Source organism: Lawsonibacter sp. (assembly GCF_022777125.1).
Lineage (GTDB): Bacteria > Bacillota > Clostridia > Oscillospirales > Oscillospiraceae > Lawsonibacter_A > Lawsonibacter_A hominis.
Genome location: NZ_JALFGV010000145.1, coordinates 25,968 through 52,267 on the forward strand (window position 1 = coordinate 25,968; position 26,300 = coordinate 52,267).

Sequence of the window (26,300 nt, forward strand, 5' to 3'; positions counted from 1 at the left end):
ATCGTTCCCTCCTTGGGCTTGCAGAGACGGCTTGCCGCCTTTGCAGACATTTGCGGAATCGATGCCAGCCGCGGCGGCCCCCTCAAAGCGCGGAGGGGGGCGCACCGCAGGTGCACGTCCGGAGGGAAGCGCTCTCCCCCGGACGGCGCGTCGCGTTTGCGCCGAAAAGCGACGCGTCTAAACCTCACGCGGCCGGGCCGCCACGGCCTTGACCGCCTCGGCGAACGCAGCGGCGGCCGCGTTGCAGGCGGACTGGGTGCCGGTCAGCAGACCGCCGCCGAAGTTGGTCTCGCTGGGCGGCTCAAAAAGGGCTACCAGCTCCACGTCGGAAGCCTTGAGCGCTTCATCCAGGCCCACCACCGCCTCCAGCGGGGGCGCGATCAGGTAGGCCAGGGCCTCGCCCTCCTTTACCCCCGCCGTTTTGGACAAATAACTGCCTGTCCGGGAGACGGTATGGGCGAAGTAGACAATGGAGTCGTCCTCGTTGGCGGAGACAAAGCCCACGCCGCTCTCCATAAAGTCCACGCAGGATCTCAGCCCGCTCTGGACCTCCGCCGGGTTGGGCCCGGCCAGAATGCCGATGACCTCTCCCGCCAGCTTGGTGGAAGCATTGGCCGCTCCGGCATAGAGGGAGCGGCCGTAGACCACCTCCACGGCGGCGGCCTTGGTGGCCTCGTCCAGGGCGCAGTAAGTCACATCGTCGCTGTCGGCGGTAAGGATGCCGATGGAGCGGTATTCCTGGGGCAGGCCCAGCTTCTGGGCCAGCGTCTCGCTGACGTTTGCAATGGTATGGGTGGCCAATACCTTGGCCGGGATCCGGTCGCCTGTCATAACATCACCTCAAATCAATGCCGGAGGCTTTCTTCTCCAGCATCCTGTGAATCAATTCCGCAATGTGGGCCCCGGCCTCCACCGCGGTGGTGCCCTGCCGGTGGATGTTGGATACCACGGTGCGCTTGGACTCGGGTATGCCGATGTGGGGCTGATAGGTCACGTAGGCGGACATGGATTCCGCCGTCACCAGACCGGGCCGTTCTCCGACCAGCATGCACACCACCTCCGCCCCCGTCAGATCTCCGATGTGATCGCAGGCCCCCACCCGGCAGTACTTGACAAAGAGCACCGGCCCGGGCGGAATGCCATAGGCCTCCAGGCCCGCCCGGATGGCCTGCATGCAGTCGGCGGCGTTGGCCTCAATGGCGGCGGAGCTCAAACCGTCCCCCACCACCAGGGCCACCTTGGGGCTGCGTCCAAAGGTCTTTTGGATGATGGCCTGATTCTGCTCGTCGAACCGGCGGCCCCAGTCGGGGCGGGTCAGATATTCGTCCTTGTCGGCGCACAGCGTCTGGGAAAACACCCAGCCGTTTTGGTCCACAAAGGCCTCGTCCACGTGGGAAAACACGGAATCCTGCGCGGCCGCATGGTCTGCGCGCATGCGCAGCATGGTGATGGTCTTGTACCGGGCGCCCGCCCGGCCTACCCCCAGGCGGGCGGGGGTCTTCCGCTTCAGGTCCAGAAACGCCGGGCCGTTGCGGGGGTCCTTGACCAGATACTGCCGCCGCAGATCGATCTCGGAGATGTCGTCCAGACAGCCGTCTCCGGCGGCGCTCTCCCGTTCCATGGGGTGGTAGTCCGCTCCCTTCACCTGGGGCGTGGGCGCCTGGCCCGCCAGCTCCACGATCATGCGCTCCACCAGGGCGCGTACCTCTTTTTCGTTCATATCGATTGCTCCTTCGCCTCGCAGAGTTCTGTCGTCCGCAGACGACGGAATAAAATCAGGATCCGCCCGTTCCGGGAGACATCGGGTTCCCCCGGGGCGGCACGGCCGCCCCGGCCCGCGTGATACAGGCGCCGCTGGCGCATGTCCGCACGCTGCGCCCTCGGAACGGACGCTTCCCATGAAATTTTTGCCGACCGCTTCGTGCAGCTTCCTCGAACCGGCGGCAAAGCCGCTTTTTCCACTGCCTCGCTTGCCCCTTCGGGGCAATTCGCCTTCCGTGCGCCGCAGAATATACCGCCCGGCCCGTACAGGGCGGCTTCGCCGCTTTTTTGCCCGCCCGGCCGGAGAGGCCCTCTCCCGCCGGCCGCGTCAGGCCAGTAAAATCGACGCATCCCCCGCCAGGGCCGTGAGCTTGTTGTCCTCCACAAAGCCCATCTGCTCCAGCCAGCGCTGGAAGGGCTTGATGGCGGTCAGCCCGAACATTTCCCGCAGGGCCGCCGTCTCATGGAACCCGGTGGTCTGGTAGTTGAGCATGACGTCGTCCCCGTGAGGGATGCCCATAAAATAGTTGCACCCGGCGGTGGTCAGCAGGACGGCCAGGTCCTCGATGTCGCTCTGATCGGCCTTCATGTGGTTGGTATAGCAGGCGTCGCACCCCATGGGGATGCCGGTGAGCTTGCCCATGAAGTGATCCTCCAGCCCCGCCCGGATGACCTGCTTGGAGTTGTAAAGATACTCCGGGCCGATAAAGCCCACCACCGTGTTGACCAAATAGGGCTGAAAGCGCTTGGCAAAACCGTAGCACCGGGCCTCCATAACCACCTGGTCGGCCCCATGGTGGGCCTCGGAGGAGAGCTCCGAGCCCTGCCCGGTTTCGAAATACATCACATTGGGCCCCTCGGCATTGCCCTGGCGCAGCGCCAGCTGGCGTGCCTCCTCGATCAGCTTGCCGTCCAGGCCGAAGGCCTCGTTTCCCTTCTGGGAGCCGGCGATGGACTGAAAGATCAGATCGCAGGGCGCCCCCTGGCGTACCGCCTCCATCTGGGTGGTCACGTGGGCCAGTACGCAGATCTGCGTGGGAATGGCCCAGCGGTTGCGGATCTCATGGAAGCGGTCCAGCACCCGGCGCACGCTCTCCACACTGTCGTCTACCGGATTCAGTCCCAGCACCGCGTCCCCCGCGCCGTAGGTCAGCCCCTCCAGCAGGCTTGCCATGATGCCGTCCGGGTCGTCGGTGGGATGGTTGGGCTGAAGGCGGCAGGACAGCGTGCCCGGCTCCCCGATGGTCGTGTTGCAGTGGGCGGTGACGGTGATCTTCCTGGCCGCATAAATCAGGTCCATATTGCTCATAAGCTTGGCTGCCGCCGCGATCATCTCGGCGGTAAGCCCCCGGCTGAGACGCCGGATGGCGGCGGAGTCGTTGTGCTCGTCCAGCAGCCACTCCCGCAGCTCGGCCACCGTCCAGTTCTTGATTTCGTCATAGATCGTTTCGTTCACGTCGTCCTGGATGATACGGGTGACCTCGTCCTCCTCATAGGGGACGGCGGGATGGTTGCGCAGGTCGGCCAGGGTCAGGTTCGCCACCACCACCTTGGCCGCCACCCGTTCTTCGGCGCTCTCGGCGGCGATGCCCGCCAGGGAATCCCCCGACTTGACCTCGTTCGCCTTGGCCAAGACGTCCTTGACCGACTGAAACTGGTACACATGGCCCAGCAGCTTTGTTTTGAGTATCAAAAAAATCCGCTCCCTTGCAGCGGGGCATCCCCGCCCTACTTGTTGAATACCAACGTCTTAATGATCACCGGCAATACAGCTCCATTGGCGACGGGCGCGCCGATGTCGATGTAGTCGCCGTTGTCTACCCCCACGCCGTCCAGGCACAAAATAGGTCCCTCCAGCAGGGGCGCCATGGTCTGGCCCAGCACCTTGGCCATGTCCCGCTCTACCACGACCACGCTTGCAAACCCCGCCCGCCGCAGGGGCTCCAGCCCCCGTGCCACGCCCTGGGCCAGCTCCCGCACACGGGAATAGCCGGGGTTTTCCTCTCCCCGCAGGCCCAGGGCCAACTGGCTCAGGCCGCCCTCATCGGCAAACCAGCGCAGCTTGGCCCCGATGGCCTGCTCCAGCGCCTGGGCCGATCCCCGTTCCTCCGCCTCGGTAAGCTTCAGGATGGGCAGGTTTTTCAGCGGGAACACCGCGTTCCGATAGAAGATGGTCGAGCCGGAGAGCTCCGTGGAGTGGCTGCCCGCCCCCACCACCGTGGCCCGGATGGTCTCGGTGCCGGCGCGCAGCTGTGCCCCGCGGAACCGGGGCGACTCCCGGATGGCCCGGCCCAGCAGCACGCCGATATCGCCATAGGCGCGCCAGTCCCCTTGGGGCGTGTAGATGCAGTCGGCCACCCCACCGGAGAAGGAGCACACCGGCGGCCGGTCCGGCGGCTCCCACCGGGTCCCCTCGGTCAAAAGGGCGTCCAGCTTATCCCGGCCCGGCCGCAGTCCCGCCGCCTGTTCCAGCGCCTGAGTCAAAAACTCCACCACCGGCGCCAGCGCTTCGGGGTGTGCCCGTTCCCCTGCCGCGGGGGGCGGGCACACTCCCGTCCTCCGCAGCACCGGGGAGACATAGGTGACCAGCCCCGTCTCCCGCTCCAGCTTGATCAGCCGTCCGCCCACATCCAGGCATCCGGTGCGCACCAGCTCCCCATGGGAGTAAAGCGCCAGGTTGGAGGTGCCGCCCCCGATATCGAAGTTGAGCACATCGGTATGGTGCTCCCGGGCGTAGGCGTCCGCGCCCGCGCCCCGGGCGGCCAGGATGCTCTCCAGGTCCGGCCCGGCGGTGGCCACGACGAAGTCTCCGGCAAAGGCCGACAGGGCGCCGAGCACTTCCCGCGCGTTTTCCTTCCGGGCGGTCTCCCCGGTGATGATGACCGCGCCGGTGCCGATTTGGCGCTTGTCAAAGCCGGACTTCCGGTACTCCTCTTCCACAATGCGCCGTACCCCGTCGGCGTCGATCACGGTCTCCGATTTCAGGGGCGTAAAGTGGATGTCGCTGCGGTAGAGCACCTCCCGCTCCGCGATGGCTACCCGCGGCACGGAAAAGGGATTGGCCCGGTTTTCCAGGACCAGCCGCGAGATGACCAGCTGCGTGGTGGAGGTGCCGATATCAATGCCGACCGATAAAAGCTGCTCACTCATCCGGGCACCTCCGCCGCCGCGGCCCCGCAGGCCCGGTCAGGCTCCGCCGGCCCGGTGGAGGCGGGGCTCCGCCGGCAATGCCTGCCGAGAAACACAGCCCCTCCATGCTATACCAGCTCCTTCAGGATCGCCTTCACGTCCAGCACCGAGACGCTTCTGGGGTTTGTGGGGGTACAAAGGTCGGCCAGGGCGGCCTCGGCCAGTGCGTCCATGTCTCCCCGGAGCTGCCCCGCCTCCACGCCGCAGGCGCTCAGCCGGTCGGGCAGCTTCAGGGCGGCGCGCAGCCGGTTGAGTGCCGCGGCCAGCGCCCGGGGGTTCTGGGCCAGGCCGCAGCGCCCGGCCAGCCGGGCATACCGCCGGGCGGCTCCGGCGTCCGCCGCGTTGAACTGGATGACGTGAGGCAGCAGCAGCGCATTGAGCCGCCCATGGGGCACGTGGTAGCGCCCGCCCAGGCTGTGCGCCAGACCGTGGCAAAGGCCCAGCCCGGCGGCGTTGAACGCCATCCCCGCCATGCAGGAGGCCAGCAGCATGTTCTCCTTGGCCCGGCTCTCCCCCGCCGTCTCATAAGCCGGCTTCAGGTGTTCATAGGCCAGTGAGAAGGCCTGCTCCGCCAGCGCGTCGGAGAAGGGGCTGGCCTGTTTCGCCACGTAGGCCTCGGCGGCGTGGGTGAGCACATCCATACCCGTGTCCGCCGTGACGGCGGGAGGCACGCCGGCCAGCAGCGAGGCGTCCAATACCGCCGCGTCCGGCAGCAGGGCATCGTCCACCAGGGGATACTTGACCCCCCGCTCCGTATCGGTGAGCACCGCGAAGGAGGTCACCTCCGATCCGGTCCCCGCCGTGGTGGGCACCGCGTAAAAAAGAGGAGCCAGCCCCGTCTCCAGCTTTTTCCCGAACTCCACCATGGCTTTGGCGCAGTCCATGGGCGAGCCGCCGCCGAAGGCCACCACCGCCTCCGGCCGGAAGTCCGCCAACGCCCGGGCCCCCCGCGCCACCAGGGCCAAAGAGGGATCGGGAACCACCTCGGTGAACCGTTCCACCGTGCAGCCGGTCAGGCGGGCGGTCACCCGGTCCAGCAGTCCGGAGCTGGATAAGAACGCGTCCGTGATGACCATCACCCGCTTTCCCGCCAGCGCATCCAGCGCCGCCAGCGCGTCCGGGCCAAAATAGATTGTCGGTTTCAGTTGAAATCGTTCCATGCCGTTTCCCCTGCTTCTTCCTTGATGGGGTTAGTATGGCAGAGAATGAAATGATTATGCAGCATGACTTGCCTGGACCAGCTGCAAAAAGCCGCCGGGAACTCCGACTCACGGAGTTCCCGGCGGTTTTTTGCACGTTTGGGGTTGGGGGGCGGCTTTGCAGCACGCTTATGCGGCCTGCTTCCGCCCTATCGGTCCCACTTCTCGATGAGGGCGCGCAGCTGGTCGGCAAACTTGCCCAGATCCTTGTTGGCGCCGCCCTTGTTGCGGGCGATGACCTGCATGAGCTGTGCGCCCATGTCTTCCAGACGCCGGTAGGCCGGGGATGCCGCAGGGGCCGCGGCGGCGGACTTGGGCGGCAGCGGGATGCCGGCGGCCAGTACGCGGTTTTCCAGCAGATCGTAGACCTCTTCGTAGTCCGGCGCGTGCGCGGGAAGGCCCCGCTGGCGCAGGGTATCCGCATAGATCTCGGTGACTTCGCAGTCTCCATGGACCACAAAGACCTGGCGCGGCTTGGGCTGATAGTGGTCGATCCACTGCAGCAGACCGTCCCGGTCGGCGTGAGAGGACAGGCCGTGGAAATTGACGATCCGGGCCCGGACGGCGATCTCCTCCCCAAAGAGCTTCACGGAGGAAACCCCGTTCAACAGCCGCCGGCCCAGGCTGCCCTCGGCCTGGTAGCCCACGAAGACCACGGCGCATTCGGCCCGCCAAAGGTTGTGCTTGAGATGGTGGCGGATGCGCCCGGCGTCGCACATGCCGGAGGCCGAGATGATGACCTTGGGCGACTTGTCCAGGTTCAGCGCCTTGGACTCCTCGCTGCTCTCGGTGATGTTCAGCCCCGGGAACTGGAACAGGGCCCCGCCTTTCAGCGCCTGGATGGCCTGCTCGTCCAGATAGCCGTGCAGGTCGCCGGAAAAAATACGCGTGGCCTCTCCTGCCAGGGGGGAATCCACATAGACCTGGAAGTTGGGGACGCTTTTGACCATTCCCTGCTCTTTCATCTCCCGCATAAAGTACAACAGCTCCTGGGTACGCCCCACGGCGAACGAGGGGATGATCACGTTCCCGCCCTTGCTCAGCGTCTCGTCAATGATGGCGGCCAGGTCGCCGGTGTAATCCGGCTGCTCGCTCACATCGTGGAGACGGTCGCCGTAAGTGCTCTCGGTGAGCACATAATCGGCCTGACGGATGTACTGGGGATCCCGAATGATGGGCTGGTCCCGGTTTCCGATATCCCCGGAGAAGACGATCTTCCGCGTCTCGCTCCCCTCGGTGAGCCACATCTCCACGCTGGCCGAACCCAGCAGATGGCCGGCATCCACGAAGCGGGCCTTCACCCCGTCGGCGATCTGGATCTCCGAATCGTACTCGCAGGTGACGATGCGTTTCACCGCTTCCTCTGCGTCCGCCACCGTGTAAAGGGGCTCCACCGGCTCCCGGCCAGCCCGCCTGCCCTTTTGGTTGGTCCACTGGGCGTCGCTCTCCTGGATGTGGGCCGAATCCCGCAGCATGATGGACAAAAGCTGCCCGGTCAGGCGGGTGCAGTAGATATTGCCTTGAAATCCCTGTTTCACCAGCAGAGGGATGCGGCCGGAGTGGTCGATGTGCGCGTGCGTGACCACCACCGCGTCGATGTACCCGGCGCTGAAGTCCAGCTGGCGGTTGTCCCGCTCGTCCCTGCCCTGCTGCAAGCCGCAGTCCACCAGGATCTTCTTCCCGCCGCACTCCACGCAGTGGCAGCTGCCGGTGACCGCCCTGGCCGCGCCGAAAAAGGTCAGTTTCAACAAAGCACCTCCTTGTTTTTTCGCTTCGACTTTATTTTACATCCAAAACCGCTCGGTGTAAATACCTGTCCAGCATCCGGTAGGAGGGGCAGCAGATCTGCCGCCCGAACACCTGGGACAGCGCTTGGTTCCACTCCTCCAGGGTATAGGTATTGACCGGCAGCAGGGTCAGCAGCGTCAACAGCCACGCCGGGTCGGCTCCACAGGGCTCCACGCCCATACTCCGGCGCAGGCGGGCCAGAATGCGGTTTTCCATGCCCTCAATCACCTCTGCGCCTATTTTATGCGCCTCAGGCGGCTGGCGGGACCCCCCCGCCGCCCGGCGACGGCAGATGCAGGCTGGGCGCGTGCCCCCGGCGGCAGGCTTTCGGATCCAAACGGACGGGCCGGCCCGGCGCCTTCAGCGGTAATAACGGCGCAGTTCCTCCAAAAAAGCCATCAGCAGGGGGTTGGCGTTTCCCCGCCGCCGGACGGCGCACAGAGCGCTCCATGTGTCCGGCAGGGGGAAAACCCGCAGCAGCGGGTTTGCATAGTCCCGCAGGAACCGGTCGCACACCAGCACCTCGTCGTCCCGCTGCAGCGCGCTGATCAGTCCGTGCGCGTTGGAGGTCCACACCGCGATATCCGGCGTGAAGCCGCCTTGCCGCAGGCAGATCTCCCGCACGTAGGCCGCATACCGGGGCGTCTCCTGCTCCCGTATACCCACAAAGCGCTGCCCCCGCAGGTCCTCATAGGTTACCCGCTCCTTTCGGGCAAGCGGATTGGAGCGCAGCATACATACCAGCTTGGGACAGGTGCAGATTTCTTCCTGCTCCAGCTCCGTCTCCGCCTCCCCCGCGTCGAACGCGATGGTGAGCACTACGTCCACCTCGTCCCGCAGCAGCTTGGAGCGCCACTGAGAAAACGAGGCGTATTCAAAGGACAGGTCGGCCTCCGGCTGCCGGCGCAGCAGTGCGTTGCGCACCTCCGGCATATCGTTGAGCACATTGAGGGAATCCACCGTGCATACCCGCAGGCGGCTGGCCCCAGTTGTCCGGAAAGCGCTCCAGCACCTGGACGGACTGCTCAAAGGCGGCCAGGAGCGGCCGCCAGCGGCTGTAGAGCAGCTCCCCCGCCTCGGTCAGCCCCACTGGGCGCTCCTCCCGGCGGAACAGCCGCACGCCCAGCTCCCGCTCCAGCACGCCGATGCGGCGGCTGACGGTGGACTGCTCCAGATTTACCTGCTCCGCCGCCTTGGAAAAGCTGTGCTGCTCCGCCACGGCCAGAAATACCTGGATCTGTAGCAGACTTACGTCGAATTCCAGCATATGCCCCCTCCTGTACTATGTATTTACTGCATGATATCATGTAAAAGTTCATTTTACAACGGGCGTTCTTTTTTATATGATTACGCCAGCAATACAAATAACAGGAGGGATTATTATGGGCAAACCAACCAACAAGCAACTGACCAACAGCAAGTTTGGCCCCTGGGGCTGGAGCATGATACTTTATGCGTTTCTGCTCTACTATTTCTGGGCCGGCCTTTCAGTGGACGCCCTGAATGTTTACCCTGAAGCATTTGCCGCCCTGCACGGCTGGGACCCCAACGTACTGCTGGGCTTCGCCACCCCCGCCGGCATCATCGGCGTGCTGGGCGGCATCGTTTTCGGCCGCCTTATTATGAAGACCGGCGCCCGTAATTTGTCCGCAGTCACCCTGATCGTCACGGGCCTGATCTACATCCTCTTTGGCCGGGTGAGCTCCCCCACCATGTTCCTGGTCTGCCTGACCCTGTTCACCTTCATGGCCAACGCCTTCGGCCTGATCGTGACTTCCACCCTGATGAACAACTGGTTCCCCCGCAAGAAGGGCATCGCCCTGGGCTGGGCCACCATGGGCGCCCCCTTCTGCACCGCCACCTTCGTGGCCATTATTTCCGGTCTGTTCGGCAGATTCGGCATCCCCAACGCCTGCGCCATCGTGGGCGTGGTGGTCATCGTCTTCGGCGCGGCCTCCTTTCTCTGGGTCAAAAACTATCCCCACGATGTCGGGGCGTATCCCGACAACATCCGGGACGAGGGCGTGGATCTCAAGGCTCAGGCGGAAGCCGTCCACCACTATAAGAGTCCCTTTACCTTGGGCAAGCTGCTCCGGGACAAGGACATGTGGTGCATGGCCCTGGGCTTCGGCCTGCTGTGGATGGTCACCGTCGGCATTGTCAGCCAGTTCGTGCCCCGCATGATCAGCGTGGGCAATTCCCAGCCCGCCGCCCTGATGATGCTCACCGTGGCCGCCGTCGTGGGCCTGTTCGGCAGCTACTTCTGGGGCTGGCTGGACCAGAAGATCGGCACCAAGACCGCCAGCGTGATCTACTCCGCCTCCTACATCATCGCCCTGCTGCTGCTCATCTTCGCCAAGCTGCCCATCTTCACCTACATCGCCATCGTCTTTGTGGGCCTGGGCATCGGTGGCCTGCTGAACCTGATGCCCTCCATGGTCATCTCCGTGTACGGCAAGTATGACTTCACCGCCGCCAACAGCCTCGTCTCTCCCATCGCCTCCCTGCTGCAGAAGTTCGCCTTCCTCATCATGGCCGTGCTGCTGGGCAAGTCCGGCGGGGACTACACGCTGCCCTACGGCGTGTTCATCGTCATCGACGTCATCGGCGCGGCGCTGCTGCTGTGCGTCACCGGCAAGTGCAAGGGCAAGCAGGACGAAACCCAACAATAAAGGAGATATTGTCATCATGTCCGACTGCAAGAAAATGTACATCGGCGGCGCGTGGGTGGACGCCATGAGCGGCCAATTCTACGACGACTGCGACCCTTACACTGGCGAGGTCTTCGCCCGGGTGGCCAACGGCGGCGGCGAGGATACCCGCCGGGCCATCGACGCCGCCCAGGCCGCCTTCCCCATGTGGAAGGCCTACAACCCGGTGGAAAAGCGCAAGCTGCTCAACCGGGCGGCCGACCTGCTGGAGGAACGGATGGATCAGTTCGTGGACGCGCTGAACCGTGAGACCGGCGCGGCCACACCCTTCGCCAAATTCCAGGCCAAAAACTCCCCCGAGTTCCTGCGGGAAGCCGCCAGCCAGGTCCTCAATGTCCACGGGCAGATGTTCCCCTCTGAGACGCCCGACTGCGTCGGGATGATGTGGCGCCAGCCCATGGGCGTAGTGGGGTGCATCTCCCCCTGGAACGCGGCGCTGCTGCTGGCGCTGCGGGCGGTGGTCTTCCCGCTGGCCTGCGGCAACACCGTGGTCCTCAAGACCTCCGAGGCCTCTTCCGTGGTGGGCGGCGTCATGCTGGCCCAGCTCTTTGCGGACGCCGGCTTCCCCGCAGGAGTATTCAACCTGGTCACCACCGGCCCGGGCCGCTCCGGCGAGGTGGGGGATGTGCTCACCAGCGACAAGCGGGTGCGGTGCATCACCTTTACCGGCTCCACGCAGGTGGGCCGCGCCCTCAATGTCCAGTGCGCCCAGAACCTCAAGCGCTTCTGCGCCGAACTGGGCGGCAACTGTCCCCTGATCGTGCTGGGAGACGCGGACGTGGACTATGCCGTCAACGCCGCCGCGTTCGGCCGCTATATGCACCAGGGGCAGGTGTGTATGAACACCAAGCGTATCGTGGTGGAGCAGTCCATTGCCGACGCCTTCCTGGAAAAACTCACCGCCAAGGCCAAAAGCCTGAAGTTTGGCGACCCCAAGCTGCCCGACACCATCATCGGCCCTCTGATCAACCAAAGTCAGATGAATACGCTCCTCCGCCAGATCGAGACCGCCCGGGCACAGGGCGCCGAAATCCTCTGCGGCGGGCAGAACCACGGCCTGGTATACGAGCCCACGGTGCTGGTCATGACCGAGGAGATGGAAATCGCCCATCAGGAGGTCTTTGGGCCCGTGGCCAACGTGATCATTGCCAAGGATGCCGGGGACGCGCTGCGCATTGCCAACGACACGGACTATGGCCTCTCGTCCGGCATCATCACCGGCGACCTTGCCCGGGGCTGGGACATGGCGGAGCGGCTGGAGGCCGGCTGCTGCCACATCAACGACTGCACCCTGGGCGACGAGCCCCACGCCCCCCTGGGCGGCATGAAGGAGAGCGGAAGCGGCAAGAACGGCTTCATGGCTATCGAGGAATTCACGGAAGTCCGCTGGGTCACACTGCAAAAAAAGCCCCGTCACTATTTGTTTTAAACCAAAACCCGCCCCGGCGTTTGAAACGCCGGGGCGGGTTTTTCTGCGCGGCTTACAGGCGCTCGCCCACGACCTGAGCCTTGATCAGGTTGGTGGTGCCGGAGATGCCGATGGGCACGCCGGCCGTAATCACCACCGTGTCGCCGGGTTTGACGGCGCCCTCCTTCCGGGCCACCTCCACGGCCAGGGAAAACATCCGGTCGGTGGAGTCCACCTCTCCGGACAGGTAGGGGTGCACGCCCCAGGAGACGGCCAGCTGCCGCCGGGCCGACTCGGTCTGGCACAGGGCCACGATGGGGCAGGCGGGGCGGAAGCGGGAGATGACCTTCGCGGTATAGCCGGACTTGGTGGCCGCCAGGATGGCGGTGGCCTTCAGATCCATGGCGGTCAGGCAGCCGGAGTGCGAGATGGCGTCGCTGATGGTGGACACGCCGGGCAGCAGGCTGCTCTCCCGGAAGCGCCCCCAATAGTCGATGGCTCCCTCGGCGGCCCGGACGGTATCCACCATGGTCTCCAGCGCCTCGATGGGGTATTTGCCCGAGGCGGTCTCGCCGGAGAGCATCACGCAGGAGGTGCCGTCGAACACGGCGTTGGCCACGTCGGACACCTCCGCCCGGGTGGGCCGGGGATTGCGGATCATGGAGTCCAGCATCTGGGTGGCGGTGATGACCGGCTTGCCCTGCCGGATGGTGGCCTTGATCATCTTCTTCTGGAGGATGGGCACCTCATGGGCGGGGATCTCCACGCCCAGATCGCCCCGGGCCACCATCACGCCGTCGGAGGCGGCGATGATCTCGTCCAGGTTGTCCGCGCCCTCCCGGTTCTCGATCTTGGCGATGATGCGGATATCGTCTCCTCCGTGCTTGTGCAGCTCGGCGCGGATATCCTCCACATCGCCGGCCTTGCGCACGAAGGAGGCGGCGATAAAGTCGAAATCGTTTTCCACGGCGAAACGGATGTCCTCCCGGTCCTTGTCCGTCAGGGAGGGCAGCAGGATATGCACGTCGGGAATATTGATGGATTTATTGCTGGACAGGGCGCCTCCATTTTCCACCGTGCAGTGGATCTCATGGCCGCAGACCTGCTGCACCAGCAGTTCGATGAGCCCGTCGTCCACCAGGATGCGGCAGCCGGGGCCCACCTCGTTGTGCAGATTGGCGTAGGTCACCGACACCCGCTTCCCGTCGCCGGGCACGTCGTCGGTAGTAAGGGTAAACGCCTGCCCCCGCTCCAGGGTCACCGCTCCGTCGGCAAAGGCGCGCACCCGGATCTCGGGGCCCTTGGTATCCAGGATGGTGGCCACGGGGGCCCCCAGCTCGTCCCGGACCCGCTTGAGCTTTAAAAGCTGCGCCCTGTGGCTCTCATGGGTGCCGTGGGAAAAGTTGAACCGGGCGGCGTTCATGCCCGCCAAAATCAGCTTTCGGATGGTCTCCTCGCTGTCTACCGCAGGGCCCAGGGTGCAGATGATCTTGGTCTTTCTCATGTCATACCTCCATCGGGTAGGATGTCTGTTTCTCTCTTAAATAAACCGCAGTTATTTTACTACAGCCGTCCGGATTTGGAAAGTAAATTTTTTGTGTCCAGCCGCAGCGCGTCCCAAAGCAGCGCCGCGCCGGCGCAGCAGCCGCTGGAACACGAAGGCGGCGGTGGGAGGGGAGCGTCTTACCTTCGTCCAAGGGTCATTCCTCCAATGCGGCTTTGGATGGAAACAGCGCTGCGTTTCCCGTCGAACCCGCCGTCATCAGGCTCAGCACCAGGTCGGGCTCCAGCTTCACGACGGTGTCCAGCAGATCGCCGGAAAAATAGCGCAGGTCGATGGTGACCAGTTCCGAGCAGGACAGCGCCAAAAAGGGTGTCAGCGCGCAGGCGAACGAGTCCCGGAGGAGCACGATCCGGGGGCCGTCCGGGTTTAGGTGGTTGGTGACGGTGGCCAGGGGGTAGTCTCCCCCGGCGTAATAGGTGTAGGGGTTGCCGCCGAACCAGTCCCGCCGGGCCACCCGTTCGGGAAAGCAGACCGATGTTTGGAAGGGTCCCCTGCGGTCGATGGCGTAAAAGGGACAGGCGTAGGTCAGCTGCGTTTCAAACTTCGGGGTATAGAGCGTTAAGCGGTCGGTCCCGGCATAGAGCGTGCCCACCCGCTTGCCCTGGCTGCCCAGGAAAAAGTCCTCCAGCACCCGGGTGTCCCAGTTGGACGCCTGGGTAAGGGCGGCGTCGCAGGCAAAGCCGTATTCCTCTTCCAGCAGTCCGGTCAGATACTGCCAGGCAAAAAAAGCCGCCTCCGGCTTCCAGTGGTGGTCGGTACGGAAGAACCAGTCCGCATAGCTCCCGTTTTCCTCAAAGAGCGGCCGCAGGTCGGTATAGGCCGCGCCCGCCTCCGCCAGCCCCGCCAAAAAGGCGTCCGCCGCGGCGTTGCCGCGGTCGGTCACCCCTGTGGGCAAAAGCGCCTGATCCCGGCCGATCTTCTGGGGGGCCAGCAGGAAACGGTAGGGGATGCCCCGCTCCGACAGGTCCTGGGCGAGGGCCGCCGTAGCCCCGGCGTTTTCGGCGGCTTGGGGCGCGGGGTCCGGACCGGTCAGATCAACAAAGTTCAGCGCCCCGGTCGAGAGCTTTACCACCGTGTTTTCTCCCACGGCGTCCTCCACCACCCGGCGGCCGCACAGCCGCTGTACCCCGCCAAACAGCTGGATGAAAAAATGATCCCGATCCAGGTCCTGATTGACGGCGCGCTCGGCCCCGTCCAGCACGGCCTGCACGTCCCGGTCCCGGAGGGCCTGCTTCAAAAGGGTCTCCAGCGCTCCCTCTCCCCCGAAGCAGGAGGAGACCACTACCGCCAGGGCCAGCGCCAGCGCCGCCAAAAATCCCAGCGCGGTCAGGGTATCTCTGCGCTTCACCGCTCTTCCCCTCCCTAAAAGTTAAAGTAGATAAAGGGATTGTAGGTCCCCTTGATGAGAAAGCTGGCCGCCGCCGCGAAGAGGAGCAGCATCAGCACCGCGTACCCCACGTCCAGCAGCAGACTGGGCCGGGCCGTGGTCTTTTTCCGCAGCCAGCGCCCCGCCGGCACGGAAAAGGCCGACGCCGCCAGCAGCACCAGAACGTTCTCCCGCAGGTAGAAGAGAAACAAGCTGTCCCAGCCTGCGGCCCCGAGGCCGAGCATGGCGCCCAGATACCGCCCGGCCGCGCCCAGGCTGTCCGCCCGGAAGAGTACCCAGGCAAAATTCACCATCAGGAAGGTATACAGTCCTTGCAGGGGGGCGGGCCAGCCGCGCCCCAGGCGGCCGTATTTCTCCAGCACCAGCAGCACGAAGTAGAACAGCCCCCAGGCGAGGAAGGTCCAGTTGGCGCCGTGCCACACGCCGGTGAGCAGCCACACCACAAACAGGTTGCGGATGTGCTTGGCCCTGGAGTCCACCCGGCTGCCGCCCAGTGGGAAATACACATAATCCCGAAACCAAGCGGACAGGGAGATATGCCACCGGCGCCAGAACTCGGTAATCGAGCGGGAAACATAGGGATAATCAAAGTTCTCCAGAAAGTGGAACCCGAACATCCTGCCCAGTCCGATGGCCATATCGGAGTAGCCGGAAAAATCATAGTAGATCTGAAAGGTGTAGCACAAAGACCCCAGCCAGGCAAAGGCGGCGGAGAGCTCCCCGCCGCCCAGGGAAAACGCCCGGTCCGCCACCACGGCCAGCTGATTGGCCAGGAGCACCTTTTTCCCCAGGCCCACCAGAAAGCGGCGGCACCCGGAGGCAAAGTCCGTCCAGGTCTCCGTTCGGGCGTCGATCTGCTCCGCCACCGTCTCATATTTGACGATGGGTCCGGCGATGAGCTGGGGAAAGAAGGCGATGTACAGTCCCACCTTCAGGGGGTCGCGCTGGACCTGGCCCCGGCCCCGGTGCACGTCCAGCACATAGCTCAGCGCCTGAAAGGTGAAGAAGGAGATGCCGATGGGCAGTTCGATCCCCGGCACTGCAAAATGCCCGCCCAGCCGGTTGAGGGTGTCCAGCACGAAGGTCAGGTACTTGAAGACAAACAAAAGCCCCAGATTGGCCGCCGCGGCCGCCAGGAGCGGGAGGCGGCAGGAGGCCCCCGCCCGGCGGCGCCGGTCCACCCAAAGCCCGAACCCGTAGTTGGCCAGGATGGAGGCGATCATGACCAGCACGAACCAGGGCTCCCCCCAGGCGTAAAACAACAGGGAGGCCGCCAGCAGGAACACGTTCTGCCCCTGCCTCCGGCGGCGCAGGGGCAGATAGTACACCAGCAGCACCAGGGGCAGGAACAGGAAGAGAAACAGGGAGCTGGAAAAGAGCATGGCTTTGGCTCCTTTATGTGAGATAACGGCCCACAAGGGGGATCTTGGAGAGCACCCACGCCACGGCAAAGGAGCATAGGAAGATGCCCGCCGCCAGTACCGGTACGGCCAGCGCCGGCGCGAAGGAGAGCGCGTCGATCCCAACGCGGCGCAGCAGCATAAGAAACAGGTCATGCACCAGATAGATCCCGAAGCTCACCTGCGCGGCTTTGGACAGGCGCTCCCGGCGGGAGCGCTCCTCGCTGACCCCCAGCACATACCGAAACAGCACGAATACCGCCACGGACATCAGCGCTACATTAGGGCTGTCGTAATTATAAAAGACCTGCACCAGCTCCCCCCGCTGCCGGGAGAGCAGGGCCGTCCCGCCCACGGTGACCGCCGCCCCCAGCGCGCCCAGCAGATAGAGCGCAAATTCCGCCGCCCGGCTGAGCGTGTTCTGCTTCAAATAGTAGCCCAGCACGTAGTACCCTACATAGCCCAGGACCAGATGCAGGTTCAGATTGCCGATCCAAAGGCTCGCCGTCTGGCTGGGCCGCAGGCGAAGCAGGGTGGGCAACAGGAAGGTAAACACAAACACCAGCAGAAAAAACCAGTGAAAGTCCCCCCGGCCCGCGCCCCGGACGAAGGCCCGCAGCACCGGCGTGACCAGATACAGGCCGAGGATCATATACAAAAACCACAAATGATAGTGGGTGTGCCCCCGCAGGGCCTGCCAAAGGGCTTCCCGCACCCCGGGCCAGGTCCATGCGCCGCCCTGCTCCAGATGGTTGGCCACGGCGTAGACCGCGCCCCACACCGCCAGGGCCGTAAAAATGCGCAGGATGTGGCGGAACAGGAGTTTGGGCAGAGGCAGGCTGTGCTTGGGGTCCAGCAGGAAGGCGCCGGACAGCATCACGAACACCGGCACACACCAGTGGGTCAGGCCGTCGTAAACATTGAGCACCTGAAATGCCCCGGAATCCACCGGCACATCCGCCAGACGCGCGCCGGACACGTGGAGCAGGACGACTGCAAAAAGCGCGGCGCAGCGCAGCAGGTCCGCCCAGGCCAGGCGTCCGTTACCGTTTTTCCCCATGTATCCTACTCCCGGGCCGGGACGATCTCGATCCAGTAGCCGTCCGGATCCTCGATGAAATAGACGCCCATCGCCGGGTTTTCCAAGCACACGCAGCCCATGGCCTTGTGGCGGGCATACAGCGCGTCGTACCGGTCGGTCCGAAATGCCAGATGGAATTCCTGCTCCCCCAGGTCGTAGGGCTCGGTGCGGGAGCGCAGCCAGGTCAGTTCCAGCAAAAAGCCGGTCTCCCCGTCCCCCAGGTACACCAGCCGGAAGGAGCCGTCCCGGGCCGTCTTTTCCCGGACCGTCTCCAGCTCCAGCGCCTGCCGGTAAAAGGCCAGCGAGCGTTCCAGGTCCAGCACGTTGAAATTGAAATGGTTGAATTGCAGCATCGTTCTCTTCCTCCTGATCCTTCTCCGGGCGGCGCTTTGCCGCTTTTCCGCGAATCGCCCCCTACATCCCTTCCGCGATCCTTCTGCCGGTGGGTGTGGCCGCCAATCCGCCTCCGCCCGTCTCCCGCAGCGCGGCGGGCAGGGCGTCCTTCCCCGCGAAATATTCCATCCATTTCGCGGGGCCCCCTCCTTTCCCTTGCGCGGCGGAAATGAATTCCGCCTTGCGCCAAGGTTCTTGCCTGCGGCAAGAACGCTTGTGCGGGCTCCGCCCGGCCCGCCCTACATCCCTTCCGCGATCCTTCTGCCGGTGGGTGTGGCCGCCAATCCGCCTCCGCCCGTCTCCCGCAGCGCGGCGGGCAGGGCGTCGCCCACGGCGCGCATGGCGTCAATGACCTCGTCACAGGGAATGGCGCTCTCCGCGCCGGACAGGGCCATCTCTGCACAGGACAGGGCGTTGACCGCCCCCATCACGTTGCGTTTGACGCAGGGCACCTCCACCAGCCCGGCCACCGGGTCGCACACCAGCCCCAGGGTGTTGGACAAGGCCATGGCACAGGCATGGGCCATCTGCTCCCCCGTTCCGCCCATCACATGCACCAGCGCGGCGGCGGCCATGCCGGAGGCGGAGCCCACTTCGGCCTGACACCCCCCCTCCGCACCGGCGATGGAGGCGCGGGTGGCGATGACCTGCCCAAAGCCCGCGGCGACATAGAGGGCCTGGATCATGACCTCGTCGCTGAGCGCGTCCCGCTCCCGCAGGGGGATGAGCACTGCGGGCAGCACGCCGCTGGCCCCCGCCGTGGGGGCGGCCACGATGCGGCGCATACAGGCGTTGCACTCCCCCGTTTTCAGCGCCGCGGCAATGATCCTGCGCAGAAAGGGCGGGCACAGGCCCGGTCCCGTCCCGTCCAGCCGGGCGCCCTCTCCCCCGCTCAGGCCGCTGGGCGAGCGGCGTGCGGGATCATAGTCCTCCAGCGGAGCCTGCATCGCCTTCCAAAGACGCTCCATCTGCGCCCAGGAATGCTCCCGCGCCACGCCCCGGTCCCGCTGGTCGTCCTCCAATACCGCCTGCCACAGGGGCGTCGTCCGGGCAGCCGCCAACAGTCCCTCAACGGATGAAAACGCCATGGCTCATTCCTCTCCTTCCAGATCCAGATAAGTCACGCTGACGATGCCGGGGCAGGCCCGCAGCTCCTCCGCCGCCGCGCCGCAGATGGGCTGGTCGCTCTCGATGACCATCACCGCCAGACCGCCCCGCATATCCCGGTAGAGCTGCATCGCGGCGATATTCACCTGCCGCCGGGACAGCACGCCGGTGACTTCGGCCACCATGCCGGGCTTGTCCCGGTTGCGGATGATCAGGGTAGGCAGGTCCCCCGTAAAGCTGGCCTCCAGGCCGTCGATGGAGCAGACCTTCACCCGGCCGCCGCCCAGAGAGGAGGCCACCACCTCCATCTCCCGGCCGCTGCCGCCCTTCACCCGCAGCAGCACCGTGTTGGGGTGCGCTCCGCGCAGCACCGTCTTTCCCAGGGCGAGGTCCATCCCGGCCTCCTTCGCCAGCTCAAAGGAGCGGGGCAGGCGGGGATCGTCAGGCCGCATGCCCAGCAGCCCCGCCACCAGGGCCCGGTCGGTGCCGTGCCCCGCGCCGGTGGCCGCGAAAGACCCGTGGAGCAGCAGCTGGGCCGAAACAGGCGGTTCCCCCAGCAGCCGCCGGGTAATCCGCCCGATCCGCGCCGCCCCCGCCGTATGGGACGAAGACGGCCCCACCATGATCGGCCCCATGATATCAAACAGGTTCATACGATCGCTCCCTTCTCCCTTCCGGCAGAGCGCCCCGCCAGGCCGCCCTCCGCGCGCTTTCGTTCAGCGCGCGTATACCGTCGTTCCGTCCTTGATGGTCTCCAGCACCCGGATCTGCCGGATGGACATGGGCTCTACCGCCGTCGGGTCGCCGCTCAGGATCACCAGATCCGCCCGCTTGCCGGGGGCGATGCTTCCCCGCTCGTTCTCCATAAAATACTGGTACGCGGCGTGGATGGTGACAGCCTTGAGCGCTTCCCGCGGCGAAAGGCGCAGCTCCGGACCCAGCACCGCGCCGCGCCGGGTCACCCGGCACGCCGCGCACCACACGCTCTCCAGCATGTCCGGCTGGATGACCGGGGTATCCTGGTGCAGCGTAAAGGGCAGGCCCAGCTCCGCCGCCCAGGCCAGGGGGCTGATGGAGGCGGCCCGCCGCGCTCCGAAGTTCTCCGTGTGGACATCCCCCCAGTACCACAGGTGGGCGGCAAAAAAGGAGGGGATCATCCCCAGCCGTTTCATCCGCTCCAGCTGCTCCCTGCGGACCAGCTGGGCATGGATCATCACGCTCCGGATGCAGGCGGCTTCCACGCCGGTCTCCGCCGCTGCCCGCTCCATACAGCGCAGGTACTGTTCCGCCGCCGCGTCGCCGTTGCAGTGCGCCAGGATCTGCCGCCTGCGCTTCAGCGCCGTACGCAAAAATCCCGTCACTTCGTCGTCGGAATAGACCGGGTAGCCCCGGTAATCCGTCTCCCCTTCCTCCTGCCGCGCGTAGGGCTCCAGCATCCAGGCGGTGCGTCCCTGGGGCGACCCGTCCAGAAAGATCTTATACCCGCCGATCCCGGGCCGCTCCGCCAGGTCCGGGTCATGTTTCAAATCCGCATAGCCCACGGTGTCCACCGTCAGCCGCGCCGATGCCAGCAGATCGTACCGCCCCTGGTCGGCCAGCCCCTCCTGGGCCAGCACAATGCCGTGGGACAGGTAGGCCTGCTCCGCCGCCGCCAGGGCCTTGCACGCATCCGCCCGGGACGGCGCGGGCAGGGCGGCGCGGATGCGAAGGAAGGCGGTCTCCTCCAGGTAGCCGTTGGGCGTGCGTCCGTCGGCCTCCCGGCCGATCCTGCCGCCTTCCGGGTCCGGGGTGTCCGCGGTGATCCCCATGGCCTCCAGCGCGGCGGTGCTGGCCACCCCCATGTGGCCGGATGCGTGGGTAATGAGGACAGGGACTCCGGGCATACATTCATCCAGCACCTGCCGCGTGGGGTGCGCCCGCTCGTCCAGCACGTTGTGGTCGTAGCCAAACCCGACCGTCCACCCCTGCGGATGGGCCGCGCGGTAGTCCTGCAGGGCCGTCCGGATCTCCCGAAAGGAGCCCGCCGCCCCCAATTGGCACAGGCCCAGCGTGGAGGCCAACGCCGTGATGTGGGAGTGGGCGTCCAAAAACGCGGGCATCAGGCAGCACCCCTCCAGGTCCCGCCGCCGGGCGCCGGGGGCCAGCGCCGTCAGGGCGGCCAGCGGGCCCGCCGCGGCAATTTTTCCATCCCGGACCAGCACCGCCTCCGGGGCCGGAGCATCCTCCATGGTCAAAATGCTTCCGCCGAAAAACAGGGCCTCACTTCTGCTCATGCTCGTTCGCCTTCTTATTGATAAATTCCGGTTTGAGCTTACTATAAACGATTTTTTGTTCGCTATACAGGCCATAATAACCGGAAAGCATATAAGAAACGCCGATCGAGACGGCGAAGAGCCCCAGGCTCTGTCCGGTAAACATCCCGTAGCTGTCTCCGGCGAACAGCTCCAGGGAAAGCAGCAGGGAGGTCAGCGGGCAGTTGGTGACGCCGCAGAAGACGCTGACCATGCCCAGCCCCGCCCCAAAGGAGGGATGCAGTCCCAGCAGCGGGGCCACGGTGCAGCCGAAGGTCGCCCCGGTAAAGAAAACGGGAACGATCTCACCGCCCTTGAACCCCGCTCCCAGCGTGATGGTGGTGAAGAGCATCTTCAGAAAAAAGGCCTCGGGCCGGGCCTGACCGCCGATCGCGGCGTGGATGACCGCCTCCCCCGCGCCGTTATAGTCGTAAGTGCCCGGGTTCCACAGCCAGACCAGGAACGTCAGCCCGATCACGACGGCTCCGCCCACTGCGGCCCGCAGCACCGGCCGGGGCAGGAAACGGTCGTAGATCTTCGGCGCGGCGTGCATCAGCCGGCAGAACAGGATGGAAAGGGCGGCAAACAAAATGCCCATACCGATCACCTGTACCAGGGTCAGCGGGGTCAGATCGGGCACCCCCGCCAGGTCAAAGGCAGTGCCGGGCACGCCAAAAAACTGCGCCACCCACAGTCCGATGATGGCCGAGAGGACGCAGGGAACGATGGCGGCATAATAGAGCACGCCTACACTGGTGACTTCCATGGCGAACATGGCCGCCGTCAGGGGCGTACCGAACAGCGCGGAGAACGCCGCCGACATGCCGCACATGGTAATGATGCGCCGGTCCTTGTCGTTCAGCCCCATCCAGTGGCCGATCTTGGAGGAGATGGAGCCGCCGATCTGAAGGATGGCCCCCTCCCGGCCGGAGGAGCCGCCCACCAGATGCGTAATAATGGTGGAAAGGAAGACCAGCGGCGCGGTACGTAGGCGCAGGGGCTGGTCCTCCCGCACGGCCACCAGCACGAAGTTGGTGCCCCGGTCCCGTTCCATCCCGCAGGCCCGGTAGAGCAGCACGATGGCCGCGCCCCCGGCGGGCAGCAGAACGATGAGCCAGTGGTGGGCCTGCCGCAGGGTGGTGGCCCAGTGAAAGCAGAAATAAAAGGCGGTGCTCACGCCGCCCACCACGATGCCGATGACGCAGGCAAAGGCCACCCACTTGAGGAAGACCCCCGGCTCGTCCAGCCATCTGCGCAGCGCGCCGCGGCGCGGTTTTGCTTGGTTCATATCCGCTCACTCCGTTGTCAGGATTACATATGGGGCCTGCGCGGCGGAAGCGCCGTGTTGCCGCCCGGATCCCACAGATGCCAACCCGTTCGCGGCGGAAGCCCGCAGGGCGGGAACGCAGCGTGCCGGGCAAGCGGCATAACAGCCGTATCGCGGCTATTATACCATGCATCCCAAGTTTTTTCTTCATTTATATAGATTTTTTCCCCAAACATGGTATACTGAATTTTGTATCGCATCCAATTTGTCCCGTATTTTTTAAGGAGGAATTTGTTTTGCAACCCCCGTTATGGCCGCAGCTGCTCTTACAAGTCGTGCTCATCGCCCTTAACGCCTTTTTCGCCGCCACGGAAATCGCCGTCCTCTCCCTGAATGAGGCGGTGGTCCGCCGCCAGGCCGAGGAGGGCGACAAAAAGGCCGTCCGCCTGCTGGCGATCGTGGAGACGCCCACCCGCTTCCTCTCCACCATCCAGATCGGCATCACCCTGGCGGGCTTTCTGGGTTCGGCTTTCGCCGCGGACAACTTTGCCGGACGCATCACCCGCTTTTTTACCGTTCAGTACGCCCTGCCCGACGCCGCCGCCGGGGCGGTCCACACCCTGTCGGTCATCCTCATCACCGTGATCCTCTCCTTCTTTACCCTGGTCTTCGGGGAGCTGGTGCCCAAGCGCATCGCCATGAAGAAGAGCGAGCCGGTGGCCCGCTTTGCCTGCGGTGTGGTAAGCGCGCTGTCGGTGGCCATGCGCCCGCTCATCTGGCTTTTGACCGTCTCCACCAACGGCGTGCTCCGTCTGGTACATATCGACCCCAACGAGGAGGGCGATGAGGTATCGGAAGAGGGCATCCGCATGATGGTGGACATCGGCGAGGAGCAGGGCGCCATTGAGTCCGGCGAAAAAGAAATGATCGAGAATATTTTTGAGTTCAACAACACCACCGCCGAGGACGTAATGGTCCACCGCACCGATATGGTGATGCTCTGGGCGGAGGACACGGCGGAGGAGATCGAGCAGACCATCGAGGACTCCGGCCTGTCCCGGTTCCCGGTGTACGAGGAGGACGCCGACGATATCATCGGCATCCTCAACACCCGGGATTGGCTGCTCAACGCCCGCAAACCCGCCCCCAAACCCCTTCGCCAGCTGCTGCGCCCGGCCTATTTCGTGCCCGAGTCGGTGCGGGCCGACATTCTGTTCCGCGATATGCAGAGCAAGAAGGTGCACCTGTCCATCGTGGTGGACGAGTATGGCGGCACCTCGGGTCTGGTGACCATGGAGGACCTGCTGGAGGAGATCGTGGGCAATATCTACGACGAGTTCGACCCGTTGGAGGACCAGGAGATCGTGCCTCTGGGCGACAATCTGTGGCGGATCGCCGGCGGGGCCGATCTGGACGACGTAGCCCAGGCGCTGGACGTGCAGTTCCCTGAGGACGAGGATACCGAGACCCTGGGCGGTCTGGTCTTTGCCCAGCTTTCCGTCATTCCCGAGGACGGCAGCCACCCGGAGGTGGATGCCTGCGGTCTGCACATCAAGGTAGAGGAACTCACCGACCGCCGGGTGGAGTGGGCCCTGGTATCCAAGCTGCCCCCCACGGAAGCGGAAGACGACGACTGACGCCGTGTCTTCGGCGCGGCGATCGGCTCCAAAGGCCCGGCCCGCTGCGCGCGGTCAAACGCTGTTCCGGCGCTTGACCGGAGTTGGACCGGATGGGAACGGATGCAAACCCGTGCGCGGCTCAAACGGAGCCGCGCACGGGTTTTCTCGTTCCAGCCGCCCGCCGTCTTCCTATGCGCGTCCGGTCTCACGGCCCAGCAGCGCCCTGGCGCGGGCGAGCAGCTTGGTATACACCCCGTCCATCTGCCACTCCCGGGTGTATTCCAGCAGATGCTCCGCCGGGAGCCAGCCCACCCGGGTATTCTCCCCCTCCCGGGCCCGGAGCGGATCGGTTTCATCGGCCACCAGAAGATAGGAGACGTTCAGATGCTGGTGGGCGCATACATACCGCCCCCTCTTCACGTGGCCCCAGACGGGCAGGATATCCACCGAGGCGATCTGTGCGGACAGGGGCCGGACATGCTCCGCGCCGGTCTCCTCCCGCGCCTCCCGCAGGGCCACTGCCAGCAGGTCGGCTTCCCCGTCGGCATGGCCGCCGGTCCAGGCCCACACCCGGTAGAGGTTATGGTGGGCCATCAGCACTTTGGAGGCGTCGGCGTTGACCACGAAACCCGAACTGGTCATGTGGGCGATCGCGTTGTCCCGGGTGAGGATATTGTCGGGAAAACGGCGGATATACTCCAGGATCATCCGCCGGTCCGCGTCCTCCTGCTCGTTTTGGGGCGAATAGGCCCGCAGCGCGTCGGCATACATACTAAGGCCTCCTGCGATAGGTCACATAGCGGAAGACGAGCCCCTCGTGCTCCAGCGGAGCCTCCGCCCCGGCCACGTACCAGTCCGCCCGCCGGTCCAGGTCGGGGAAAAAGGAGTCGGCGGGCCAGGCGGCGTCGATCCTGGTCACATAGGCGGTGTCGCAGGCGTCCAGCAGGGCGCGGTATACGCTCTCCCCGCCGATGACGAAGGCATCCGCCGGGGCGGCCCTGCGCAGGGCGTCCAGGTCCTGAAAGACCTCCGCCCCCTCGATCTCCAGTCCCGCCTGCCGGGAGAGCACCAGGTTCCGGCGCCCCTTCAGAGGCCGTGCGCCGGGAAAGGTGGCCAGGGTCTTCCGGCCGAAAATCACCGTGTGTCCGGTGGTCAGGGCCTGGAAGCGCTTGAGGTCGGCCGGGAGATAGCACAGCTGATCCCCGTCCTTTCCAATGGCCCAGTTCCGGTCCGCCGCCACGATCAGATTCATGCGCCCGCCCCCTTACACCGCCACCGGGATGGGCGTATCCAGCGGATGGAACTGATAGCCCTCCAGCTTTACGCTGGCGGGGGTAAAGCGGTAAAAGTCCTCCACCGCCGGATCCAGCCGCAGCCGGGGAGCCGGGTAAGGCTTGCGGGCAATGATCTCCTCCACCACCGGCACGTGCCGGTCATAGATATGCGCGTCCGCGATCACATGGACCAGCTCCCCCGGTACCAGGCCGGAGACCTGGGCCAGCATGTGCACCAGGGCGGCGTACTGCATCACGTTCCAGCCGTTGGCGGTGAGCATATCCTGGCTGCGCTGGTTCAGGATGGCGTTGAGGGTCCTGCCCGAGACATTGAAGGTCATGGAATAGGCGCAGGGGTACAGGGCCATCTCGTGCAGGTCGTGGTGGTTGTAGAGATTGGTCAGGATACGCCGGGAGGCAGGGTTATGCTTCAGGTCGTAGAGCACCCGGTCCACCTGGTCGAACTCCCCCTCGGGGTAGCGGTGCTTCACCCCCAGTTGGTAGCCGTAGGCCTTTCCGATACAGCCGCTCCCGTCGGCCCAGGCGTCCCAGATGTGGCTGTTCAAATCATGGACATTGTTGGATTTTTTCTGCCAGATCCACAAAAGCTCGTCCACCGCGCTTTTGAACGCCATGCGGCGGATGGTCTGGACCGGGAACTCCTCCCGCAGGTCGTAGCGGTTGACGATGCCGAAGCGCTTCACGGTATGGGCGGGGGCGCCATCCTCCCACCGGGGGCGCACCTCCAGATCGGTATCCCAAACGCCGTGGCTCAGGATCTCCTTGCAGTTTTGGATGAACAGCTCGTCTGCGCGGCTCATGTACATTCCTCCCGGGTTTCCTTGATTGGGTCATCCCATG

The 26,300-nt window shown here is 65.0% G+C and carries 24 protein-coding genes; 3 read left to right on the forward strand and 21 right to left on the reverse strand.

From position 1 onward, the window contains the following. Window positions 1-177: 177 nt before the first annotated feature. The 9 genes from eutL to MR825_RS11895 all read right to left on the reverse strand — a co-directional run bounded on the left by eutL (window position 178) and on the right by MR825_RS11895 (window position 9,204). A complete protein-coding gene (gene eutL / locus MR825_RS11855) occupies window positions 178-831 on the reverse strand; it encodes an ethanolamine utilization microcompartment protein EutL (RefSeq protein ID WP_186908573.1) in 654 nt (217 codons plus the stop codon). Between the two features lie 4 nt (window positions 832-835). After that, entirely contained in the window at window positions 836-1,720 is an 885-nt protein-coding gene (gene eutC / locus MR825_RS11860) for an ethanolamine ammonia-lyase subunit EutC (RefSeq protein ID WP_287880878.1), read from the reverse strand. A gap of 369 nt (window positions 1,721-2,089) precedes the next feature. Further along, a complete protein-coding gene (locus tag MR825_RS11865; protein ID WP_186908575.1) occupies window positions 2,090-3,454 on the reverse strand; it encodes an ethanolamine ammonia-lyase subunit EutB in 1,365 nt (454 codons plus the stop codon). 35 nt (window positions 3,455-3,489) lie between these two features. Then, complete coding sequence (eutA, locus tag MR825_RS11870) at window positions 3,490-4,911, reverse strand: ethanolamine ammonia-lyase reactivating factor EutA (RefSeq protein WP_256176539.1); 1,422 nt, start codon at window positions 4,909-4,911, stop codon at window positions 3,490-3,492. Between the two features lie 107 nt (window positions 4,912-5,018). Continuing rightward, the gene (locus MR825_RS11875; protein ID WP_287880880.1) at window positions 5,019-6,110 is read right to left on the reverse strand and encodes a 1-propanol dehydrogenase PduQ; all 1,092 of its coding nucleotides are present in this window, start codon (window positions 6,108-6,110) and stop codon (window positions 5,019-5,021) included. A 188-nt stretch (window positions 6,111-6,298) separates the two neighbouring features. After that, the gene (locus tag MR825_RS11880; RefSeq protein ID WP_256176540.1) at window positions 6,299-7,897 is read right to left on the reverse strand and encodes an MBL fold metallo-hydrolase RNA specificity domain-containing protein; all 1,599 of its coding nucleotides are present in this window, start codon (window positions 7,895-7,897) and stop codon (window positions 6,299-6,301) included. 31 nt (window positions 7,898-7,928) lie between these two features. After that, window positions 7,929-8,153, reverse strand: coding sequence for a hypothetical protein (locus tag MR825_RS11885; protein WP_186908579.1), 225 nt, complete (start codon window positions 8,151-8,153; stop codon window positions 7,929-7,931). A 144-nt stretch (window positions 8,154-8,297) separates the two neighbouring features. Continuing rightward, window positions 8,298-8,897, reverse strand: coding sequence for a LysR family transcriptional regulator substrate-binding protein (locus tag MR825_RS11890; RefSeq protein WP_287880882.1), 600 nt, complete (start codon window positions 8,895-8,897; stop codon window positions 8,298-8,300). After that, window positions 8,812-9,204 carry a LysR family transcriptional regulator gene (locus MR825_RS11895; protein WP_287880884.1) on the reverse strand — a complete coding sequence of 131 codons (393 nt, stop codon included), beginning with the start codon at window positions 9,202-9,204 and terminating at the stop codon, window positions 8,812-8,814. Before MR825_RS11895 ends, MR825_RS11890 begins: the two co-directional genes overlap by 86 nt. A 115-nt stretch (window positions 9,205-9,319) precedes the next feature. Here MR825_RS11895 and MR825_RS11900 point away from each other — a divergent pair, with 115 nt between their 5' ends. Both MR825_RS11900 and MR825_RS11905 read left to right on the forward strand, forming a co-directional pair. Beyond that, window positions 9,320-10,609, forward strand: coding sequence for an MFS transporter (locus tag MR825_RS11900; protein WP_287880885.1), 1,290 nt, complete (start codon window positions 9,320-9,322; stop codon window positions 10,607-10,609). 16 nt (window positions 10,610-10,625) lie between these two features. Further along, a complete protein-coding gene (locus MR825_RS11905; RefSeq protein ID WP_186908582.1) occupies window positions 10,626-12,077 on the forward strand; it encodes an aldehyde dehydrogenase family protein in 1,452 nt (483 codons plus the stop codon). A gap of 52 nt (window positions 12,078-12,129) precedes the next feature. On the opposite strand, the gene pyk is transcribed toward MR825_RS11905, so the two are convergent. The 9 genes from pyk to MR825_RS11950 form a co-directional block, all read right to left on the reverse strand. Further along, window positions 12,130-13,560, reverse strand: coding sequence for a pyruvate kinase (pyk, locus tag MR825_RS11910; RefSeq protein WP_287880886.1), 1,431 nt, complete (start codon window positions 13,558-13,560; stop codon window positions 12,130-12,132). Between the two features lie 196 nt (window positions 13,561-13,756). Further along, complete coding sequence (locus MR825_RS11915; RefSeq protein WP_256176113.1) at window positions 13,757-14,968, reverse strand: DHHW family protein; 1,212 nt, start codon at window positions 14,966-14,968, stop codon at window positions 13,757-13,759. Window positions 14,969-14,982: 14 nt separating this feature from the next. Further along, window positions 14,983-16,389 (reverse strand): MBOAT family O-acyltransferase, encoded by a 1,407-nt coding sequence (locus MR825_RS11920; protein ID WP_287880888.1) that lies wholly within the window; start codon window positions 16,387-16,389, stop codon window positions 14,983-14,985. Between the two features lie 13 nt (window positions 16,390-16,402). Next, window positions 16,403-17,467, reverse strand: a complete 1,065-nt coding sequence (locus MR825_RS11925; RefSeq protein WP_186908585.1) for an acyltransferase — start codon at window positions 17,465-17,467, stop codon at window positions 16,403-16,405. A 5-nt stretch (window positions 17,468-17,472) separates the two neighbouring features. Continuing rightward, the gene (locus MR825_RS11930) at window positions 17,473-17,841 is read right to left on the reverse strand and encodes a VOC family protein (protein ID WP_186908586.1); all 369 of its coding nucleotides are present in this window, start codon (window positions 17,839-17,841) and stop codon (window positions 17,473-17,475) included. A 279-nt stretch (window positions 17,842-18,120) separates the two neighbouring features. Continuing rightward, a complete protein-coding gene (gene sdaAA, locus MR825_RS11935) occupies window positions 18,121-18,969 on the reverse strand; it encodes an L-serine ammonia-lyase, iron-sulfur-dependent, subunit alpha (RefSeq protein ID WP_186908587.1) in 849 nt (282 codons plus the stop codon). 3 nt (window positions 18,970-18,972) lie between these two features. After that, window positions 18,973-19,641: an L-serine ammonia-lyase, iron-sulfur-dependent subunit beta gene (gene sdaAB / locus MR825_RS11940; protein ID WP_256176115.1), complete on the reverse strand. Its 669-nt coding sequence runs from the start codon at window positions 19,639-19,641 to the stop codon at window positions 18,973-18,975. 63 nt (window positions 19,642-19,704) lie between these two features. Next, a complete protein-coding gene (locus MR825_RS11945; RefSeq protein WP_287880891.1) occupies window positions 19,705-21,261 on the reverse strand; it encodes an amidohydrolase in 1,557 nt (518 codons plus the stop codon). After that, window positions 21,248-22,567 (reverse strand): chloride channel protein, encoded by a 1,320-nt coding sequence (locus tag MR825_RS11950; RefSeq protein ID WP_287880893.1) that lies wholly within the window; start codon window positions 22,565-22,567, stop codon window positions 21,248-21,250. Before MR825_RS11950 ends, MR825_RS11945 begins: the two co-directional genes overlap by 14 nt. Window positions 22,568-22,842: 275 nt before the next feature. On the opposite strand from MR825_RS11950, the gene MR825_RS11955 reads away from it, so the two are divergent. Continuing rightward, window positions 22,843-24,183: a hemolysin family protein gene (locus MR825_RS11955; protein WP_287880895.1), complete on the forward strand. Its 1,341-nt coding sequence runs from the start codon at window positions 22,843-22,845 to the stop codon at window positions 24,181-24,183. Between the two features lie 171 nt (window positions 24,184-24,354). Here the strand turns inward: MR825_RS11955 and MR825_RS11960 are convergent, their stop codons facing one another. From MR825_RS11960 to thyA, 3 genes are read right to left on the reverse strand one after another with little or no spacing between them, the layout of a single operon-like run. Continuing rightward, complete coding sequence (locus MR825_RS11960) at window positions 24,355-24,936, reverse strand: NUDIX hydrolase (RefSeq protein ID WP_287880897.1); 582 nt, start codon at window positions 24,934-24,936, stop codon at window positions 24,355-24,357. 1 nt (window position 24,937) lies between these two features. Further along, entirely contained in the window at window positions 24,938-25,417 is a 480-nt protein-coding gene (locus MR825_RS11965) for a dihydrofolate reductase (RefSeq protein WP_186908591.1), read from the reverse strand. 12 nt (window positions 25,418-25,429) lie between these two features. Continuing rightward, window positions 25,430-26,260, reverse strand: a complete 831-nt coding sequence (gene thyA, locus MR825_RS11970) for a thymidylate synthase (protein ID WP_256176119.1) — start codon at window positions 26,258-26,260, stop codon at window positions 25,430-25,432. Window positions 26,261-26,300 lie beyond the last annotated feature (40 nt).